This window comes from Methylobacterium sp. 88A, assembly GCF_000376345.1.
Taxonomy (GTDB): Bacteria; Pseudomonadota; Alphaproteobacteria; order Rhizobiales; family Beijerinckiaceae; genus Methylobacterium; species Methylobacterium bullatum.
Window position 1 is genome coordinate 859,303 of sequence record NZ_AQVT01000001.1, and the last position, 17,902, is coordinate 877,204.

The 17,902-nt window shown below is 68.6% G+C and carries 18 protein-coding genes; 13 read left to right on the forward strand and 5 right to left on the reverse strand.

The features are described from left to right. The first annotated feature begins 114 nt into the window (after positions 1 to 114). The 6 genes from A3OM_RS0103975 (at position 115) to wrbA (ending at position 4,857) form a co-directional block, all read left to right on the forward strand. A complete protein-coding gene (locus tag A3OM_RS0103975) occupies positions 115 to 372 on the forward strand; it encodes a hypothetical protein (RefSeq protein WP_026175690.1) in 258 nt (85 codons plus the stop codon). A 231-nt stretch (positions 373 to 603) separates the two neighbouring features. Then, on the forward strand, positions 604 to 1,575 hold the full coding sequence (locus A3OM_RS0103980; RefSeq protein ID WP_018042431.1) for a cell wall hydrolase: 972 nt from the start codon (positions 604 to 606) through the stop codon (positions 1,573 to 1,575). A gap of 207 nt (positions 1,576 to 1,782) precedes the next feature. Beyond that, positions 1,783 to 2,409 carry a hypothetical protein gene (locus A3OM_RS0103985; RefSeq protein WP_018042432.1) on the forward strand — a complete coding sequence of 209 codons (627 nt, stop codon included), beginning with the start codon at positions 1,783 to 1,785 and terminating at the stop codon, positions 2,407 to 2,409. A gap of 112 nt (positions 2,410 to 2,521) precedes the next feature. Beyond that, entirely contained in the window at positions 2,522 to 3,508 is a 987-nt protein-coding gene (locus A3OM_RS0103990; RefSeq protein ID WP_018042433.1) for an MDR family oxidoreductase, read from the forward strand. 42 nt (positions 3,509 to 3,550) lie between these two features. Continuing rightward, positions 3,551 to 4,012: a transcription elongation factor GreA gene (gene greA / locus A3OM_RS0103995; RefSeq protein ID WP_018042434.1), complete on the forward strand. Its 462-nt coding sequence runs from the start codon at positions 3,551 to 3,553 to the stop codon at positions 4,010 to 4,012. 245 nt (positions 4,013 to 4,257) lie between these two features. After that, on the forward strand, positions 4,258 to 4,857 hold the full coding sequence (gene wrbA / locus A3OM_RS0104000) for an NAD(P)H:quinone oxidoreductase (protein WP_018042435.1): 600 nt from the start codon (positions 4,258 to 4,260) through the stop codon (positions 4,855 to 4,857). Positions 4,858 to 5,050: 193 nt separating this feature from the next. Here the strand turns inward: wrbA and A3OM_RS0104005 are convergent, their stop codons facing one another. Beyond that, positions 5,051 to 6,043 carry an L-threonylcarbamoyladenylate synthase gene (locus A3OM_RS0104005; protein WP_018042436.1) on the reverse strand — a complete coding sequence of 331 codons (993 nt, stop codon included), beginning with the start codon at positions 6,041 to 6,043 and terminating at the stop codon, positions 5,051 to 5,053. 186 nt (positions 6,044 to 6,229) lie between these two features. Between A3OM_RS0104005 and A3OM_RS0104010 the strand changes: the two genes are divergently transcribed. From A3OM_RS0104010 to A3OM_RS0104035, 6 genes are all read left to right on the forward strand, one after another. Beyond that, the gene (locus A3OM_RS0104010; RefSeq protein ID WP_018042437.1) at positions 6,230 to 7,996 is read left to right on the forward strand and encodes an acyl-CoA dehydrogenase; all 1,767 of its coding nucleotides are present in this window, start codon (positions 6,230 to 6,232) and stop codon (positions 7,994 to 7,996) included. 422 nt (positions 7,997 to 8,418) lie between these two features. Further along, positions 8,419 to 9,177, forward strand: coding sequence for an enoyl-CoA hydratase-related protein (locus A3OM_RS0104015; RefSeq protein ID WP_018042438.1), 759 nt, complete (start codon positions 8,419 to 8,421; stop codon positions 9,175 to 9,177). Further along, entirely contained in the window at positions 9,174 to 10,031 is an 858-nt protein-coding gene (locus A3OM_RS0104020) for an SDR family NAD(P)-dependent oxidoreductase (RefSeq protein ID WP_018042439.1), read from the forward strand. The genes A3OM_RS0104015 and A3OM_RS0104020 overlap by 4 nt, the downstream gene beginning before the upstream one ends. Before the next feature lie 10 nt (positions 10,032 to 10,041). Next, a complete protein-coding gene (locus A3OM_RS0104025; protein ID WP_018042440.1) occupies positions 10,042 to 10,908 on the forward strand; it encodes an NAD(P)-dependent oxidoreductase in 867 nt (288 codons plus the stop codon). Between the two features lie 10 nt (positions 10,909 to 10,918). After that, positions 10,919 to 11,923, forward strand: a complete 1,005-nt coding sequence (locus A3OM_RS0104030; protein WP_018042441.1) for a magnesium transporter CorA family protein — start codon at positions 10,919 to 10,921, stop codon at positions 11,921 to 11,923. Between the two features lie 85 nt (positions 11,924 to 12,008). Next, a complete protein-coding gene (locus A3OM_RS0104035) occupies positions 12,009 to 12,770 on the forward strand; it encodes an SOS response-associated peptidase (RefSeq protein WP_018042442.1) in 762 nt (253 codons plus the stop codon). A 17-nt stretch (positions 12,771 to 12,787) separates the two neighbouring features. Here the strand turns inward: A3OM_RS0104035 and A3OM_RS26060 are convergent, their stop codons facing one another. The 3 genes from A3OM_RS26060 to A3OM_RS0104050 all read right to left on the reverse strand — a co-directional run bounded on the left by A3OM_RS26060 (position 12,788) and on the right by A3OM_RS0104050 (position 15,141). Further along, entirely contained in the window at positions 12,788 to 12,943 is a 156-nt protein-coding gene (locus A3OM_RS26060; protein ID WP_018042443.1) for a hypothetical protein, read from the reverse strand. A 174-nt stretch (positions 12,944 to 13,117) separates the two neighbouring features. Further along, on the reverse strand, positions 13,118 to 14,383 hold the full coding sequence (locus A3OM_RS0104045; protein WP_026175693.1) for a methyltransferase: 1,266 nt from the start codon (positions 14,381 to 14,383) through the stop codon (positions 13,118 to 13,120). An 11-nt stretch (positions 14,384 to 14,394) separates the two neighbouring features. Further along, positions 14,395 to 15,141, reverse strand: a complete 747-nt coding sequence (locus tag A3OM_RS0104050; protein WP_018042445.1) for a TlyA family RNA methyltransferase — start codon at positions 15,139 to 15,141, stop codon at positions 14,395 to 14,397. A gap of 220 nt (positions 15,142 to 15,361) precedes the next feature. Between A3OM_RS0104050 and A3OM_RS0104055 the strand changes: the two genes are divergently transcribed. Next, complete coding sequence (locus A3OM_RS0104055) at positions 15,362 to 16,909, forward strand: CYTH and CHAD domain-containing protein (RefSeq protein ID WP_018042446.1); 1,548 nt, start codon at positions 15,362 to 15,364, stop codon at positions 16,907 to 16,909. A 118-nt stretch (positions 16,910 to 17,027) separates the two neighbouring features. Here A3OM_RS0104055 and rlmB read toward each other — a convergent pair whose 3' ends face one another. Next, positions 17,028 to 17,843, reverse strand: a complete 816-nt coding sequence (gene rlmB, locus A3OM_RS0104060; protein ID WP_026175694.1) for a 23S rRNA (guanosine(2251)-2'-O)-methyltransferase RlmB — start codon at positions 17,841 to 17,843, stop codon at positions 17,028 to 17,030. Between the last annotated feature and the right edge of the window lie 59 nt (positions 17,844 to 17,902).

A 17,902-nucleotide genomic window follows, 5' to 3' on the forward strand; every position in this document is an offset into this window, starting at 1 on the left:
CCGAATACCCCTTGAACCGATGTCGCTTCGGCACGTTGAGTGCTAGTGCCAGACCAAAGCGCGACGACGCTCCCGGCTGGGTGGGATGGCATTGAACGCGCGGGAACGCCGACCATGAGCGACTCGAGCCAACCCCCTGTATTCCTCTCCGAAACCTCGCATGCCGTGCCCGTGCCACGGGTCGTCCAGCAGGCCTATATCTGGGTCGTCTCGGCGCTCGGCGGTGTCGCGACCATCGCTCTTCTCGTCTTCGCGGTCGCGACGCAGAGCAGTGCCGATGCGGAGCGCATTACCGAGAGCAAGGGACGCTCCAGCGTCAATGCTCTCGTGGGCGCCCTCGCAGTGACACACGGTCGCCCCGGAAACCTCTGATCGCTCTCCAATACGTCCGAACAACTTCGCGACGACCGTCCGAGGTCTTAGCGAGACGCGATCACGTGCATCGTCTTAAGACACTCGCAACCATAACGCCCGATAGTTTGGATCATCCCTTCTGGTCGCCCTCGAGCGTGACCAGCGAGGCCAGGTCCGTAACCGGGTTGTTTGGTCGTGAGTACGAAACGCGTTCGCCGCCCCTGCCAAAGGCCCTGGTTTCGCGCCTCCATGGTGCCGTGGACCCTCGCCCTCGGCTTCGTCGTCTCCTTCACGGCAAGCGCCGGAACCGACCCTTCCGCATCCGGCCTGACGGGGCAGGGCGGAGCGAGGATCGCCCTGCGGCTGCCCCATGATACGCCGGGGGTTCGTCGCCGCGTCGATGCGAAGGCGACGGAACGGCTCTATCCGAACCATGAGGCAGGTGCCGGCTTGGACATGAAGGCGCCCGTCGTCAGGGTCGGCCTGTCGAGCGCCGATACCGGCCTTCTCGTCCCCGGCTCCGCGATCTGGTCGCCCGACCTCGAAGCGGCTTCGGGTTTCACGCCCCCGCACAAGATGGTCGGCGAGGAGGAGACCGATGAGCCGTCGGACGGCGCCACGCCGGCCATTCCCCGCGCCATCGCCTTGTCGTCCACGACACCGGCCCCGGCGGATGCCACGCCCATCGAAGTCGCGGCGGCCAGCCTGTTGATTCCCGGCTTTTCGCCGCGAAAGGATCTCGGCTCCGGCATCACCGAGACCGTCCCCGAGGACGCCCGGCACCGCTATGCCGACCTGATCGTCCCCGATTCCATCGACCGCGAGCAACGCTGCCTCGCCGAAGCGGTCTATTTCGAGGCCCGGAGCGAGCCCGAGGACGGCCAGGCGGCCGTCGCCCAAGTCGTGCTCAACCGCGTGAAAAGCGGGCTCTACCCGTCGAATGTCTGCGGCGTCGTCTACCAGAACCGTCATCGCTACATGGGCTGCCAGTTCTCCTTCGCCTGCGAGGGCAAGTCCCTGCGCATCACCGACGGCCCCTCCTGGCAGAGCGCCACCCGCATCGCCAGCGCGGTGATCGAAGGCCGCACCTATCTCAGCGAGGTCGGAGGCGCCACGCATTACCACGCCGATTACGTGAAGCCGGGCTGGTCCCGGCGCCTGCAGAAGATGGACGTGATCGGACGTCACATCTTCTACCAGCTGAAGCGCGGCCAGACCTGAGACCGGTTTAACGACCCGTGAATCGAACGAAAGCGCTTTACTTAAGCAAGATGAAGATTGCGTAGTGTTAAGCCAAGGTTAATTTTACCCTGATCTGCGATAGAGCTTGCTCCGAAGGCAACTTGACCGCCTCTAATGCGTCGAAGGCTGCGCACCAACGCTGGGTGCGCGCCCATCACACCGCATTTCAGTGTCGAGGATTCGAGCATGACCGCGCCGGTCACCCATTTCCCAATGTCCGCCTCCGCCCTCGCCGGCGCCCTGTTCGGTGCATCGATCCTCGCGACATCGGCCCAAGCCGGGGGCTGCGGCGGGGCCGAATGTTACCGGCATGTCACGACCCCTCCGGTCTACGACACCGTGTCCGAGCGCGTCCTCGTCCGCCCCGCCCGCACCGTCTACCGCTCGATTCCTCCGGTCTACGAGACCGTCTCCGAACAGGTTCAGGTCTCGCCCGGCGGCCGCGTCTGGCAGACGCGGCGTGATGCCTATGGCGAGACGATCGGATGCTGGGTCGAGATTCCGCCGCGCTTCGCCGTCCGTCACCGCCGGATCCTGGCACAGCCCGGCCAGACCATCCCGGAGACGATTCCCGCAGAATACGCCAGCGTCCAGCGCTCCGTCCTGGTCTCGCGCGGCCGGTCCGGCTGGGTGCCGGCCCATTCCGGCCCCGGTTATGCCAGCGCCGGTTATGTCGGCCCCGGTTATGTCGGCTCCCACCGTGCTCCGGTCATCGGCTCGATCCCCGACGCCTTCGGCATCACCGGCGCCAGTTCGGCCGATATCGGGGTCGGCCTCGGCTTCTCCACCGGCAGCATCTACGACGGCTACTGATCGACCGCGAGGCGACGCCTTCCCGGCCTCGGGCGCATCCGCGCTCGGGGCCGGCTTGATTCACGCCCGCCCCGCCACAGGTCATGACCGACGCGTGAGGAGACCGACGGACATGGCGACGTTCAAGGCATGGGTGGTGGAGAAGGGCGAGGCGGGCCAGAACCTTCGCTTCACCGATTTCGACGAAGCGAACCTGATGGACGGCGACGTCACCGTCCGGGTCTCCCACTCGACCCTCAATTACAAGGACGGACTGGCGATGACCGGTCGCTCGCCCGTGGTGCGCCGCTTCCCCATGATCCCCGGCATCGACTTCTCCGGCGTGGTCGAGAGCTCGGAGCATCCGGACTACAAGCCCGGCGATGCGGTGGTGCTCACCGGCTGGGGCGTGGGTGAGAGCCATCTCGGCGCCTATGCCGAGCGCGCGCGGGTGAAGGGCGATTGGCTCGTTCCGTTGCCGGACGGTTTGAAACCCGAAGAGGCGATGGCGGTCGGCACCGCCGGCTATACCGCCATGCTCTGTGTCATGGCGCTCGATGCCCATGGACTCAGACCCTCCGATGGACCGGCCATCGTCACGGGCGCCTCCGGTGGTGTCGGATCGGTGGCGGTGGCGCTTCTGGCGAGAGCCGGCTGGCACGTCATCGCCGTCACCGGCCGCGCCGGCGAAGCGGATTACCTCACATCCCTCGGCGCCTCCGAGATCCTGGACCGGGCCGAACTCGCCAATCCCGGCAAGCCCCTGGCGAAGGAGCGCTGGGCGGCCGGGATCGACGCGGTGGGCTCGACGACCCTCGCCAATCTCCTCGCCGCAACCAAGGCCGACGGGGCCATCGCGGCCTGCGGCCTCGCCGGCGGCATGGACCTGCCGACATCTGTGGCACCCTTCATCCTGCGCGGCGTCAGCCTGTTCGGCATCAACAGCGTCACCACGCCCCTGCCCAAGCGTCAGCAAGCCTGGGCGAGGATCGCGAAGGAGCTCGACCGGGACCTCCTCGCCAGGATGACGAGCACCGTGCCCCTCGCGCAAGTCGGAGCACTCGCGGAAGACATCCTCGCGGGACGGACTCGTGGCCGCACCGTCGTCACCATCGGCTGAGGGCAAGCGGAACCGTTTCGATCCCGGAGCATTGCCGTTTCCATGAGCAGTGCATTCGTCAAAGAGCGTGAGGGCGGCGAGGCCTTCGAGGATCTTCCCGACCGTCCGATCTCGCCCCACACCAATTTCGTCACCCCCCAGGGGCTCGCCCAGATGGAGGCAGAGGTGGCGCGGCTGCAGTCGGAGTTCTCCGCGCTGACGCCGGGGGCCAAGGCCGATGAGGCCCGTGTCACCCGCGACCTCGCCTACTGGACGGCCCGGCTCGGCTCGGCCGAACTGGTGGAGCCCATGAGCGGCGACACGGTGCATTTTGGCTCCACCGTCACGATCGTCAAAGAAGACGACACCAAGCAGACGTTCCGCATCGTCGGCGAGGACGAGGCCGATCCTGCGAAAGGGTCGATCTCCTATGTCTCGCCCATGGCCAAGGCGCTCACCGGAAAAAGCGTGGGCGACAGCGTCGAAGTGAATGGGCACGAGGTCGAGATCGAGTCGATCGCCTGAACGGCGGGCAGCCGGATTTTATCCGGCGACTTCTCTGAACCTAGCTGCCGCGCGCCGAGCGTGACAGCTTCCGGCGTTCGGCCAGATTTCGTCCCGTGAACGCCCGCGCTTTCCGCGCGCTGCGACGGAGTCCGGTGGGCCTCAGGCTGCTTTCGTGGCCCATGGCGCTTCCATGAACCCTGCGCGGACCGATATTCCGCCAAGCTTGGAGCCGCGGCGCGGCTCCCATCGATGGAGTGAGCAGGATGGCGAAGGTACTGGTTCTCTACTACTCGTCCTGGGGACATGTTGAGCAGATGGCGAACGCCGTCGCAGAGGGTGCACGAGAGGCGGGGGCCGAGGTCAGCGTCAAGCGCGTGCCGGAACTCGTCCCCGACGATGTCGCCAAACAGTTTCACTACAAGCTCGACCAGCAGGCGCCCATCGCCACCGTGGACGAGTTGGCCGATTACGACGCGATCATCTTCGGTACGCCCACACGCTACGGCAACATGGCCGCCCAGATGAAGCAGTTCATCGACCAGACCGGTGGCCTCTGGGCGCAGGGCAAGCTGATCGGCAAGGTCGGCTCGGTCTTCACCTCCACCGCCTCCCAGCATGGCGGTCAGGAGACGACGCTCACGAGCTTCCACACCGTGCTCTTCCACCACGGCATGGTCGTCGTCGGGCTGCCCTATTCCTTCGCCGGGCAGAACGGTGTCGAGCAGGTGAAGGGCGGCACGCCCTATGGTGCATCTACGATCGCCGATGGGGACGGCAGCCGCCAGCCGGCCGGCATCGAACTCGACGGTGCCCGCTACCAGGGCAGGCACGTGGCCGGCATCGCCGCCAAGCTCGCCGGCTGATCGAGCGTCGGCGCATGACAGGCCTCGCGCATCGCGCGGGGCTTTCGACGTCGGGAAGTGCCGCAGCGACCAAGAAAAAAGGCTCGGATAAATCCGAGCCTTGAAGGGGAGAAGGTCATTGGGGGCTGAACCGACCTTCGTGACTGTGAAACGTGCTCGCCTTGGATGAGTTCCACGGTTTGCAGAAAAAAATTCAGCGGGGTGCCGCGGCTCGGCGCAGCCTGTCGTTGATCGCTTCTCCGAGCCCCGTGCGAGGAATCGGCGCGACGGCGATGGTCCCGGTTCCAGCCTCGTCGAGCCGGCGCAACGCCGAGAACAGGGCGGCGGCAGCCTCCCGCAGGTCTCCTGCCGCGCTCAGGTTCAGGCGCGCTGTCGCCGCTTCCGCTCCGGGCGGGTCCACGGGGCCGAAGAGCAGGACCGCCTCGTGCGGTTCGACCCACGATGCCTCCAGCCGCACGGCGGCCCTCGGCGCGTAATGGGACGCGAGAAGACCGGGGCCGATCGGCGCCTCGCCGGATTCCTGACCGGCATCGAGGGCAAATCCCAGGATCGCCTCGACCGCCTCCCGCGTCACGCCGCCGGGACGCAACAGGCGCGCGCGACCGTCGAGACAGGCGACGACCGTGGATTCCAAGCCAACCGGGGTACTCCCGCCATTGAGGATTGCGGCGATGCGGCCGTCGAGATCTGCAAGGACGTGCTCGGCACGGGTCGGACTCACACGGCCCGAGCGATTGGCGGAGGGCGCCGCCACCGGCCGCCCGACTTTTTCGAGCAGCGACAGGGCCACGGGATTGGCCGGGACGCGCAGGGCCACGCTGGGGAGACCGGCGCGGGCGAGGTCGCTCACGGTCCCGCCCGACGCCGCCGGGACGACCAGTGTCAGCGGGCCGGGCCAGAACGCCTCTGCGAGACGTAAGGCGAGACCGTCGAACACGCCCTCGCGCCGGGCTGCATCGAGACCGGGCAGATGGGCGATCAACGGGTTGAAGCTCGGCCGCTCCTTGGCCGCATAGATGCGCGCGACGGCCTCGGCGTCGGAGGCATCGGCGCCGAGGCCGTAGACCGTCTCGGTGGGAAACGCGACGAGCCCGCCGCTCCGCAGAAGCCGCGCGGAGCACTCGATCCCGGCCTCGTCGATGTCCAGCCTCAGCGTTTCACCGGGGATTGACCCGAGATCGTTCATATCTAAACTATTCCCTGCCTGAAGGGCGTCGGGCTCGGTGCCACATCGTCGACGGGGACTGCCTATCCCCGTGAACCCGTCTTGCCTATGCCTGGGAGCACATGGCGCGACGGGCCGTATCGCCGGGTCGGCGCGCGCGTCAAACTCAGGTGAAGCGTCGCTCGAGACGACGCGGGAGGACCATCCATGACCTATCGCACGCCAGTCGCCGAAATCAGCTTCGCCCTGCGCCACGTGGCCGGGCTCGATGCCGCCATCGCCTCGGGAGCCCATGGCGACCTGACGATGGAGGACGCGGACGCGATCCTTCAGGAGGCGGGCCGGGTGGCGGATGCGGTGATCGCGCCGCTCAACCCGGTGGGGGACCGGCAGGGCGCCCGTCTCGCCGACGGCGCCGTGACCACGTCGCCGGGCTGGCGCGAGGCCTATCGCACTTGGATCGAGGGCGGCTGGAACGGGCTCAGCGCCGAGGCCGATCACGGCGGCCAGGGCCTGCCCCTCCTGCTGAATGCGGCCTGCAGCGAGATGTGGAATGCCGGCAGCATCAGCTTCGCCCTGTGTCCGCTCCTCACCGCCGGCGGGATCGAGGCGCTGGCCAAGCACGGCTCCGACGATCTCAAGGAGCGCTATCTCGGAAAACTCGTCTCCGGTGAATGGACCGCCACGATGAACCTCACCGAGCCCCAGGCGGGGTCGGATCTGTCGCTGCTGCGCAGCCGGGCGGAGCCCGCGGGCGACGGCACCTACCGGATCGTCGGCTCGAAGATCTACATCACCTATGGCGAGCACGACCTGACCGACAACATCGTCCACCTCGTCCTCGCCCGGCTGAAGGATGCGCCGGCCGGAACGCGGGGCATCTCCCTGTTCCTGGTGCCGAAGATCCTTCCCGACGGCAGCCGCAACGACCTGCGCTGCTCGGGGCTGGAGCACAAGCTCGGCATCCATGGCTCGCCCACCTGCTCCATGGCCTTCGGCGACCAGGGCGGCGCCACGGGCTGGCTCATCGGCGAGGAGAACCGGGGCCTCGCCTGCATGTTCACGATGATGAACTCGGCCCGGCTCAATGTCGGGCTGCAGGGCGTCGGGGTGGCGGAGCGTTCCTATCAGCAGGCGTTGGCCTATGCCCGCGACCGGCGCCAGGGCAAGGCGGCGGGCTCGCCCGATCCCGTCAGCCCCATCGTCGACCATGCCGACGTGCAGCGCATGCTGCTGACGATGAAGGCCTATACGGCGGCCGCGCGCGGCATCTGCTACCTCACGGCGCAAGCTCTCGACGCGGCGCGCGGGGCCGAGGGCAAGGCCGGGCTCGACCGGGCGTCGCTGCTGACCCCCGTGGCCAAGGCCTTCTCCACCGACATCGCCAACGAAGTGACGTCTTTGGGCGTTCAGGTGCATGGCGGCATGGGCTTCGTGGAGGAGACGGGCGCGGCACAGCACATGCGCGACGCCCGCATCCTCGCCATCTACGAGGGCACCAACGGCATCCAGGCCATCGACCTCGTGGCGCGCAAGCTGCCGCTGAATGGCGGGGCCACCGTGCGGGCGCAGCTGGCCTCCATGCGTCGCGTGGCGGAGGCCGTGCAGAAGGACGCGATTCCGGCCTTCGGCCATCTCGGGCCGCGCCTCCGCGCCGGGATCGAAAGCCTCGACCGGGCGACGAGCTACCTCCTCAAGGCGCTGGCCTCGAACCGGCCGGAGGAGGCCCAGGCCGGCGCGACACCGTATCTGCGCCTGTTCGGCCTCGCGCAGGGCGCGACCTGCCTCGCCCTTGCGGCTCTGGCCTCGAATGCCGCCCTGAGGGCCGGCGAGACCGATGCGGCCCATGGCGCCCGCATCGCGCTGGCGCGGTTCTTCGCCGAGAACCTCCTCACGGCGGCGGGCGGGCTGGAACAGAGCGTCGTCGACGGTGGCGGGTTCACGCAGGACGGCATGCTGGCTCTGGCGGGGTGAGCACGAAGACCCTCCCCACACGGATCCAGTGCTTGTCCGTGGTTCCCATCTCAGATGCCCAACTCGGGACGGCTCGGATTTAGAGGGAGCAACTGGAGATGAAAGGGGAGGATGCATCAAGCGGAGCGACGGGTACGCATCCCCTCGCCCCGCCTGCGGGGAGAGGGCCGCGACGACCTTGTCGTCGACGCGGCGAGGCGGCAGCCGACGGTGAGGGGGTGGACCCGAAGGAGTCTCATCCGGAATCGCCCCCTCACCCTCGCTTCGGCTTCGCCTCTCGCTCATCGCGGACACGACAAGGTGCCCGCGACCCTCTCCCCGCACGCGGGGAGAGGGGGGCTCTCTCCTCCGTTCGACGAAGCGGCCACATGCGATAGCTCTGCTGCAAAGGGGAGAGGGATCGCCGGAAAGCGAGAACACACATGACCGAGCACATCGCGATCCACGACAGACCGGACGGCGTCCGCCTGATCCGCCTCGACCGGCCGGAGAAGAAGAACGCGCTCACCGGCGCCATGTACGATGCCATGCGCGACGCGCTGGCACAGGCGGATTCATCTGAGCGTATCGGCGCCATCGTCTTCGCCGGGGCGCCGGGCGCGTTCAGCGCCGGCAACGACCTCGCCGATTTCGTCGCCGGCGCGCGCAAACCCTTCACCGAGGCGCCGGCCCTTCACTTCATCCGCCGGCTCGCCCAGACGACGACACCGATGGTGGCGGCGGTGGACGGGATCGCGGTGGGAATCGGCACGACGCTGACGCTGCATTGCGACCTCGTCTATGCGAGTCCGGCGGCGCGGTTCCGGATGCCGTTCGTGGAACTCGGCCTCGTGCCGGAAGCGGCCTCGTCCTACCTGCTGCCGCGCCGGGTCGGGATCCTGAAGGCCACCGAGCTCTTCCTTCTGTCGCAACCGTTCGATGCGGAGGAAGCCCTGCGCCTCGGCCTCGTCAACGCCATCGCGCCGAGCGACCTCCTGCTCGATCACGCCTTGGCGCAGGCGGCGCGCCTCGCCGCGCTTCCGCCCGGCGCGGTCGCCGCGACACGCAGGCTCATCCGCGGCAATCAAGCCGAGGTCGAGGCCGCGCTCGAAGCGGAGGCCGTGGCCTTCGAAGCACGGCTGCGGGCGCCCGAGGCGCAAGCAGCGTTCGCGCGCTTTCTCGGCAAGTCGAAAGCCTCATGAGCGGGCGCGCCTCCGTCCCGGATCTGAGCCGGACGATCTGCCTCGTCGCGGGCGCCTCACGGGGAGTCGGCCGGGGCATCGCCCGTGGGCTGGGGGAGGCCGGGGCCACCGTCATCGTCACCGCCCGGTCGAGCGAGACGGGGCCGCGCACCGAGGGCAGGCCGGAGACCATTGAGGACACCGCCCGCGAGGTCGATGCCGCCGGGGGCGAGGGCCATCACTACCTCTGCGACCACACCAGCGAACGGGCGGTGGACGGGCTCGTGCACTGGGTGCTGCGTCGGTTCGGCCGGATCGACGTGGCGGTCTCGAGCGTCTGGGGCGGCAACGAAGGCTTCGACGGGGAGAGCTACGCCGACGGGATCGAATGGGGCACACCGTTCTGGCGCCGCTCCGCCGAGTCGTTCTCGCAGGGCTTCGAGACCGGCCCCTATCCGGCGCTGCTCCTTGCCAGAGCCGTCGCGCCGGCGATGGTCTCGGCCAAACACGGTCTCATCGCCTTCGTCTCGTTCGACACCGAGACCGGCTACCTCGGCGACGTGTTCTACGATCTGGCCAAGGCCAGCACCAACCGGCTCGCCTTCGCCTGCGCCCGGGAGCTCGCCCCCCATGGGGTCACCGCGCTCGGCCTTTCGCCCGGCTTCGTCCTCACGGAGCGGGCGCGGGACAACGGCCATGCCGACCGGGCGACGGAGAGCCCGCTCTATGCGGGACGGGCGCTGGCGGCCCTCGCCGCCGATCCCGATGTCCAGGCCCGTGCCGGGCGCATCCTGCACGCGGGCGATCTCGCCGCCGAATACGGTTTCACCGACGCCGACGGCACGACGCCGCCGCGTTTTCAACTCGGATCGTGAGAAGACGGCCATGACGGATTCGAAGTCCCTGAAGGGCAAAACCCTCTTCATCACCGGCGCCTCGCGCGGCATCGGCCTCGCCATCGGTCTCCGCGCCGCCCGCGACGGGGCCAACGTCGCCATCGCCGCCAAGACCGACACGCCGCACCCGAAGCTCGACGGCACGATCCACACGGCGGCGGCCGCCATCGAGGCGGCGGGCGGGCGCGCCCTGCCGCTCATAGTCGACGTGCGCGACGAGGACGGCGTCGCCTCGGCCATCGCGCGGACGGCGGAGACCTTCGGCGGCATCGACATCGTGGTGAACAATGCGAGCGCGATCTCGCTCACCCGCACGCCGCAGACGGAGATGAAGCGCTTCGACCTGATGCACCAGATCAACACGCGCGGAACCTACATGGTCTCGAAACACGCGATCCCCTATCTGGAAAAGGCGCCAAACCCGCATGTCCTGATGCTGTCGCCGCCCCTCGACATGGCGGAGAAGTGGTTCGCGCCGCATCTCGCCTACACCATGGCCAAGTTCGGCATGTCTCTCTGCGTCCTCGGGCTTGCCGGCGAGCTGCGTAGGCAGGGCATCGCGGTGAACGCCCTGTGGCCGCGCACCACCATCGCCACGGCGGCGGTGCGCAACCTCCTCGGCGGCGAAGCGCTGATCCAGGCGAGCCGGACGCCCGAGATCGTCGCCGATGCGGCCCATGCCCTGTTCCTGAAACCCTCCCGCGAGGTCACCGGCCGCTTCCTCATCGACGACAGCTTCCTCGCCGAGCAAGGTGTCACGGACTTCACACAATACCGCGTCACACCCGGCATACCCCTTGCGCCGGACTTCTTCGTGCCGGATGCGAACACACCGCCTTCCGGGGCCCTCGCCTGAGACGTAAAGCGTGATTTTCATCCATCAGCCGATCGCCGGCCCCGGGCACATCCTGCTCGACCGCCGTCCCCTCGAACTGCAGGACCCCATTCCCGACGAGACCGTCTGGCTCGACATGATCCGCCCGACGCGGGAGGAAGACCTCAAGGTCGAGGCCTTCATGGGCATCTCGGTGCCGACCCGCGAGGAGATGAAGGACATCGAGCCCTCCGAGCTCCTCTACGTGGAGGACGGCGCGCGCTACATGACCGGCCGGGTGCTGAGCAAGGTCAGCGACGCGGATGAGCCGGGGCTGGCCGGCATCACCTTCATCCTGCGCGGCAACCGCCTCGTGACGGTGCGCTACGAGGAGCCCCAGGCCTTCCGCATGTATACCCAGCGGGCCGGACGCTCGACCGGCAACGGTCCTTCCGCCGCTCCGTCGGGCGAGACGATTCTCGCCGGGTTGATCGAGACCGTGATCGACCGGGCGGCGGACGTGCTCCAGCTCCAGGGAGAGCGGATCGACCGGCTCTCGGGCAAGATCTTCGAGGAGAAGGCGGACCCCTCGGCCCGCAACACCGCCCTGCAGGACACGCTGCGGGCGCTCGGACGCCTGGGCGACCTGATCTCGAAGCAGCGCGAGAGCCTGGTCTCCATGGAGCGCATCCTGCTCTCGCTCTCGGCGACCTACCGCACCACCAAGGCGCCGCGGGAACTGCGCGAGGACGTACGCTCGACCCTGCGCGATCTGCAGTCGCTCGAGGAGCATGCGACCTTCCTATCCTCGAAAATCCAGTTCCTCCTCGACGCGACACTGGGCCTCGTGAATCTCGAGCAGAACAACATCATCAAGCTGTTCTCGGTCATGGCGGTGGTGTTCATGCCGCCCACCCTCATCGCCTCGATCTACGGCATGAACTTCAAGGCGATGCCCGAGCTCGACTGGACGTTCGGCTATCCCATGGCCGTGGTGATGATGGTGGTGGCCGCCGTACTGCCGTATGTGTTCTTTCGCTGGAAGAAATGGCTGTAGGGCGGGATGGATCTCGTGCGTCCCCGGACTTTCGGCACCGCTCATCGGGCTCGTCCTGCAATGGACGGCGGGCGAAGGTAAGCACATGTGCGGCCGCTTCCTCATTCAGCAGGATCCGAACGTCTTCCGGTCGTTCTACGGCTATCCCGAGCAGCCGAATTTCCCGGCGCGCTACAACGTGGCGCCGACGCAGCCGGTGCCGATCGTGCTGGCGGAACGCGGCGAGCGGCATTTCCGGCTCATGCGCTGGGGCTTCCTGCCGGGCTGGCTGAAGGACCCGAAGGGCTTTCCGCTCATCATCAACGCGCGCGTCGAGACGGTGCTGGAGAAGGCGACGTTCCGGGGGGCCATCCGCCACCGCCGCTGTGTCTTCCTCGCCGACGGGTTCTACGAATGGCGCCGGGAGGGAACCGGCAAGGCCATGACGCGCACGCCCTACATGATCCGCCGGGCGGACGGGGCGCCGATGGCGCTCGCGGGTGTGTGGGAGAACTGGCTCGGGGCCGACGGGTCCGAGATCGACACCGCCGCCATCGTCACGACGGGCGCCAACGGCACCATGGCGGCGATCCACGACCGGATGCCGGCCATCCTGCCGCCCGAGGCCATCGAACCCTGGCTCGACCATCTCGGCACGGAGGCGCGCGATGCGGTCTCATTGTGCCGGCCGTGCCCCGACCAATGGCTGACCCTCGACGTGGTGAGCGCGAGGGTCAACGACGCACGCAACGAAGGAGCGGACCTCGCCGTCCCGGTCGGCCGGGCCAGACCGGAGACGGTCTTCGACATTCCGCCGGACGAGCGCCCGCTATCCAGCGACGAGGACGCTCAGGGGACGTTGTTCTGACCGAAGGGCGCGGGCGTTCAGGGTTGGGGGCGGGACGAGTTACGCTCGTCGGCACCGCGACGAAAATCGTTGTAGACGTCGAGGAGAGCCCAGCCGGCGGTCAGCAGGGAGAAACCGGCGACAGCCGTGACGATGGCTGCGGAAACCAGCAGCTTGGCGGTGAAGACGTCCACGACGAATGGTCCTGATTGGGGAAGCGACTTTGCTCCTCCCAACATGGCGATGGCCATCCACGCCGGCCATGGGATTTCGAGCGCGGCTGCCATGACCTCGCGGAGCCCTGCTGCGTGCCGCAGCGCACCGCGACCCTAAGAACAGGCGGTCTCCGCGACCGTCGGGGCCGGCAACTACCTCAGCGAGGGCCTGCGCTTGGCGACATCCTTGCGGAACACGCCCACCATTTCGAGATGGCTCGAATACTTGAACTGGTCGACGGGGACGACCCGTTCGAGGCGATAGCCGCCCTCGATCAGGGTCGCCGCGTCGCGGGCGAACGAGCCGATGTCGCAGGCGACGCCGATGACCAGGGGCACTTTCGATTCCGCGATGCGCTTGGCCTGGGCCTGGGCTCCGGCGCGCGGCGGATCGAACACCACGGCGTCGAAGGTCTCGAGTTCGATGGGCAGGAGCGGCCGGCGGAAGAGGTCGCGGGTCTCGCTCGTGATCCGGCGCAGGCCGCGCGTGGCACGAAACGCCCGGTCGAGGCTGGCGATCGCCGCCGCCTCGCCCTCCACCGCATGGACATCCCGCGTGCGGGCCATGGCGAGGGTGAACGGGCCGGCCCCGGAGAACAGGTCGACCACGCGCTTCACACGCTTGTCGAGGGCGGAGACCACGAGTTCGGCGAGCATCGCCTCGCCCGCTTCCGTCGCCTGCAGGAAGCCCCCCGGCGGCGGCACGAGGCGGGTCTCGCCGGTGGTGATCGCGGGCGCGCGGCGCTCCACCACGATGTCGCCGTGCAGGGACAGGCGCGCGAGGTCGAGCTCGCCGGCCAGCCGCACCAGCGTGGCGCGCAGGCCTTCGCTCACCGGGCCGTGTCCGCGCAGGTCCACGTCGAGGCCGGCTTCGGTGGCGGTGAAGGCGACGTCGAGGGGCTTGCGGCCGTGGCCAAGGGGAGCGCTCAGCGCCCGCGCGACGGCCGGCGCCCGGTGGAGCTGCTCGACGGTGATGGGGCAATGGTCGATGGCCACGAGGGCGTGACTGCGCGCCTCCATCAACCCGGCGACGCCCTTGCCGTCGATCTCGCGCACGTGGAGTGTCAGCCGGCGGCGGCCCGACCCATGGGCATCGCGCGCGGGCTCGCATGGCACGTCGATTCCGGCCTGGGCCAAGCCCTGCGCGAGGTTGCCCCGCTTCCAGGCGGCGTAGGGCTCTGGCGCGAGATGCTGGACCGCGCAGCCTCCGCAGGTTCCGAAATAGCCGCAGAACGGGTCGATCCGGTCCGGGGAGGGCGTTTCCACCGCGACGAGGGACACGCGCGCGCCGTCCTTGCGGATCGAGACGCGCTCGCCGGGCAGGGCATAGGGGACGACGGTGCCGTCCGTCGCCATGCCGTCGCCGCGCTGCCCGAGGCGCGCGATCTCGACGGTACGAAGGGTCTGTTGTTCGGTCATGGTCGTGTCCGTCATGGGCGCACCGTCGAGCGTGCCCCGATGAGGAACTCGCGATTGCCGTCGCCACCGGCGACAGGGGAGGAAATGAGGCCGAGGACCGACAGGCCGAGATCGGCGACGAGGTTCGTCACCTCCTCGCAGACCGCCTGGTGGACGGCCTCGTCGCGCACGATGCCGCCGCGCCCGACCCGGTCGCGCCCCGCCTCGAATTGAGGCTTGATCAATGCCGCCAGGGCCGCACCAGGGGCCATGAGCGGCACGATTGCGGGCAGGACAAGGCGAAGGGCGATGAAGCTGACATCGATCGCCACCAGGGACGGTGCGCGCGGGATCGCCGCGGTGTCGAGGCCACGCACGTCCCGGCCCTCGAGGCTGGTCACGCGGGGATCGCCGCGCAGGGAGGCATGCAACTGGTCGCGGCCGACATCGACGGCATAGACGTGCCCGGCACCGGCTTTCAGCAGCACGTCGGTGAAGCCGCCGGTGGACGCACCCACATCGAGGCAGACGAGCCCGGCCGGATCGAAGCCGAACGCCACCAGCGCGGCCTGCAGCTTCAGCCCGCCGCGCGAGACGAAGGGGTGCGGCGCGCTTGCCACGATCCGCGCCCTGGGGTCGAGCCTGTCGGAGGCGCGGGTCACGGGGCGGTCGTCGGCGGTGACGAGGCCCGCCTCGATCGCAGCCTGGGCCCTCGCCCGACTCTCGAAATGGCCGCCCTCGACCAGGAGCCGATCGGCCCTCACCCGGTCCACCGTCATCGAACCCTTACGATCCCGTGTGATCTCTCGCCTAAGATCCGATTCCCCGGATCGAGGCCAGACCAACCGGGCCACCCCGTCTCAGCTACGGGAATTCTCGGGTTTGTCCATCCGGGCAACGACATGGCCCGCTTGCGCGCCCATCGAAGCCCATGGATGATCCACACCCGGTCCTCGGGCGTTGGCGCCCGTCATACCGGATCACAGAACAGGACGATCGATGGGTACCCCGAGGGAAGTCGAGCTGAAGCTGGATTGCGGCGCCGCGGAACTGGCGGAGCTGGCACGCCACCCGCTGCTTGCCGTCGAGCAGCCGACGGAGGCCGAGTTCCTGTCCGCCACCTATTACGACACGGCCGACCGGGCGCTTCACCGCAAGGGGATGACCCTGCGGGTTCGCCGGCATGGGGAGCGTCACGTCCAGACGGTGAAGGCCGCCTCCTCGGCGGCCGGCCTGTTCGACCGCTCGGAATGGGAATGGGCCGTGGACGGCCCGGCACCGGACCTGTCGCTCCTCGAGGAGACGCCGGTGCCGGAGGTACTCGCCAGCGCGTCCTCGCCCGACCTCGCCGCCGTCGTCACCACCATCATCGAGCGTACCACCCGGGCCGTCGCCCACGGACACTCGCGCATTTCGGCGACCCTCGACCAGGGGCGGGTGGAGACGCCGGTCGGCGACGCGCCCATCTGGGAACTCGAACTCGAACTGATCGAGGGCGATCCGGCGGACCTGTTCTCCCTGGCGCAGAGCCTCGCGGAGACCGTGCCCCTGCGTCTCGGCGTCTTGTCGAAGAGCGAGCGCGGCTTCCGGATCCTCGGCGAGAGCCTGCGGCGTCCGAGCAAGGCCGGAGCGGTCAAGCTCGACCGGGACGCTTCGGCGGCCACGGCCTTCCGCACCATCGCCGTTGCCTGCCTGACCCATCTGCGGCTCAACGAGGATGTCTTCCTCAAGACGCGCGACCCGGAAGGGCTGCACCAGATCCGCGTCGCCCTGCGGCGGCTGCGCTCGGCCTTCACCCTGTTCAAGCCGATTCTCGTGAGCGATCCCGCCGCCACGACCCTGCGCGAGGAGATCAAGCGCGTAACCGAGCCGTTCGGGCACGCCCGCAACCTTGATGTCTTCCTCAGCGAAACCCTGGCCGACGAGATGGCCCGGAGACCGGAGGAGGCGGGGCTCGACGATCTGCGAATCCGCCTCGAAGCCGAGCGGGATCGCGCCTATGGGACCGTCTTCACGATCCTGGAATCGCAAGCCTGGCGCAGCCTGATCCTCGATCTGTCCGCCTGGATCGAGACCGGGCCGTGGCGCGGCCATGCGAAGCGGGAGGCGGTCTCCGCCCGCGACCATGCCGAAGCCATGCTCGACAAGGCCCGCCGGCGCATCCGCAAGCGCGGCCGCCATCTCCAGCGCCTCGATGCGGAGGCCCGCCACGAGGTGCGAATCGAAGCCAAGAAGCTGCGCTACGGCGCGGAATTCTTCGCCTCGCTCTATGCGGAGAAGAAGGCGCAGAAGCACCACAAGGCGTTCGTCTCGGCCCTCTCGGACCTGCAGGACCATCTCGGCGCGCTCAACGACCTCGCCACCGCCCATTCCGTGCTCGCGAGCTTGGCGAGCGCCGAAACCGAGGAGACCTCCGGCATCGACGGGCGGGCGCTGTTCGCCGCCGGCCTCACCGCCGCCGACGGTGAGGCACGCACCAACGATCTGCTCAAGGCGGCGGAGAAGGCACACGAGGAACTGCTCGACGTGAAACCGTTCTGGCGCTGAATCGCGGCCTCAGACCAGACGGTGGTGAGTGAACCTCATCACCGTCTGCCTACGCGGCGGCGGGCGTCCGCCGATCCCGCCGAGGAGGGCCACCGGTCGGGGTCAGCGTCGCTCGGTCTCAATCACCGCGCACGCTCAGGGCATAGAGCGTGATCGCGGCGGCGTTCGACACGTTGATGCTGCGGATCTCGCCGCTGAACGGAATACGGGCTAGGACGTCGCAATTGTCCCGCGTGCGCTGGCGCAGTCCCTTGCCCTCGGCACCGAGCACGATCACCGCAGGCCGCTTCGGCCCGACGGAATCGAGGGTGGCCTCCCCCTCCGAATCGAGACCGATGCGGGTGAAGCCGCGCTTGCCCAGATCGATGAGCGCATCGGACAGGTTGCGCACGATCACGAGCGGAACGTGTTCGAGCCCCCCCGAGGCGGATTTGGCAAGTACGCCCGTGGCGGTGGGCGAATGCCGCGCCGTGGTGATGATGCCCGCGACGCCGAACGCGGCGGCGGTGCGGACGATGGCGCCGACATTATGCGGGTCGGTGATCTGGTCCAGCGCCAGCAGGAGCGCATCGTCCGGAAGGTCGTCGAGATCCGGGCCGGGGAGGGGATCGGCTTCGAGATAGAGGCCCTGATGCACGGCGTCCGCCCCGAGCAGGGCGTTGATCGCGTTGGGGCGCACCAGTTCGGCGTCGATCCGGAGTTGGCCGAGCTCCTCGGTCAGGCGCGCGAGGGCGTTCTCGGTGGCGAGCAACCGATGCAGGCCGCGCCCCTCGTTCGCCAGCGCCTGCGACACCGGGTGCCACCCATAGAGCACGACGTGATCGCCGCTTGACCCGCGCGGCCCGGAGGAGGGCGGACCATGACGAAACCGGTCGCGTTGGCCACCGGGGCGGCCGGTGCGGGGTCCGCCCGGCCCGTCGCGTCGCGTATTCATGGTGTAATCCACTGTCTGACGGCACGATCGAAACGCCGCGCCGATGCTGAGCAGCGACA